Below are 1,648 nucleotides of genomic sequence, written 5' to 3'. Positions count from 1 at the left end.
ATGCGGTTCCGCATGAGGCGACACGCCACTCGTCTAGCGGGACGGGCTAGTCGGTGCCGGCTTCCATGGCGGCGGCGTCGAGGAGCTCCTCGCCGGTGGTCGTCTCGCCGCGGGACGCGATCGCCTGGGCGCCGCCGGCGTCCATCGCGCCGATCAGCCCGGTCGAGGCGGCCTGCGCGGCGCCGATCAGCGCCGGGTGCGCGGCGTCCCCGACCATGCCGAGCCCCGCGTACTGCTCCAGGCGGGCGCGGGAGTCGGCGATGTCGAGGTTCCGCATGGTGAGCTGGCCGATGCGGTCGACGGGCCCGAACGCGGAGTCCTCGGTGCGCTCCATGGACAGCTTGTCCGGGTGGTAGCTGAACGACGGGCCGGACGTGTCGAGGATCGAGTAGTCCTCGCCGCGCCGCAGCCGCAGCGTCACCTCGCCGGTGACGGCGGTGCCGACCCAGCGCTGCAGCGACTCGCGGAGCATGAGCGCCTGCGGGTCGAGCCAGCGGCCCTCGTACATCAGCCGGCCGAGGCGGCGGCCCTCGCTCTGGTAGGTGGCGAGGGTGTCCTCGTTGTGGATGGCGTTGACGAGCCGCTCGTACGCGGCGTGCAGCAGCGCCATGCCGGGCGCCTCGTAGATGCCGCGGCTCTTGGCCTCGATGACCCGGTTCTCGATCTGGTCGGACATGCCCATGCCATGCCGTCCGCCGATGGCGTTGGCCTCCAGCACCAGGTCGACGGCGGTGGCGAACTCCTTGCCGTTGATCGTCACGGGGCGGCCCTGCTGGAAGCCGATGGTGACGTCCTCGGTGAGGATCTCCACCTCGGGGTCCCAGAACCGGACGCCCATGATCGGGTCGACGATCTCGATGCCCGCGTCGAGGTGCTCCAGGGCCTTGGCCTCGTGGGTCGCGCCCCAGATGTTGGCGTCGGTGGAGTAGGCCTTCTCGGTGCTGTCGCGGTAGGGCAGGCCGCGTTCGAGCAGCCACTGCGACATCTCGGTCCGGCCGCCGAGCTCGCCGACGAAGTCGGCGTCCAGCCACGGCTTGTAGATCCGTAGGGACGGGTTGGCGAGCAGGCCGTAGCGGTAGAACCGCTCGATGTCGTTGCCCTTGTAGGTGGAGCCGTCGCCCCAGATCTGCACGTCGTCCTCGAGCATCGCGCGGACCAGCAGGGTGCCGGTGACGGCGCGGCCGAGGGGGGTGGTGTTGAAGTAGGCGCGGCCGGCCGAGCGGATGTGGAACGCTCCGCACGCCAGCGCCGCGAGCCCCTCCTCCACCAGCGCCTCCCGGCAGTCGACGAGCCGGGCGACCTCCGCGCCGTAGGCGGTGGCGCGGCCCGGCACCGAGGCGATGTCGGGCTCGTCGTACTGGCCGATGTCGGCGGTGTAGGTGCAGGGCACGGCGCCCTTCTCGCGCATCCACGCGACCGCTACCGAGGTGTCGAGGCCGCCGGAGAAGGCGATCCCGACGCGCTGGCCGACAGGCAGAGAGGTGAGCACCTTGGACATGAGTAGAAGTATGCACGCCAATGCATGATCATGCAACACGGCTCATGGTGATCCAGCGCACGCCACGACGAGAAGGCCGTCCATGCCCCCCGGGTAGGAAGGGCGTAGGGGATTTGAGGAGTGTGATAGGGTGTAGGTTGCCTTTCGGTA

General features: G+C 70.1%; 1 protein-coding gene. It reads right to left on the bottom strand.

The features are described from left to right. Positions 1-46 precede the first annotated feature (46 nt). Positions 47-1,498, bottom strand: coding sequence for an argininosuccinate synthase (gene argG / locus AB0C78_RS50755; RefSeq protein ID WP_360763055.1), 1,452 nt, complete (start codon positions 1,496-1,498; stop codon positions 47-49). Positions 1,499-1,648 lie beyond the last annotated feature (150 nt).

The sequence above is a fragment of the Actinomadura sp. NPDC048394 genome (genome assembly GCF_040651755.1).
Taxonomy (GTDB): domain Bacteria; phylum Actinomycetota; class Actinomycetes; order Streptosporangiales; family Streptosporangiaceae; genus Spirillospora; species Spirillospora montaniterrae.
The sequence above is the reverse complement of the archived record's forward strand: the minus strand, read 5'-3'. Positions and strand labels throughout refer to the sequence as shown.

Bases quoted from the DNA above. Each gene is read 5' to 3' on its own strand.
- argG (WP_360763055.1), bottom strand. From the start codon at position 1,498: ATGTCCAAGGTGCTCACCTCTCTGCCTGTCGGCCAGCGCGTCGGGATC.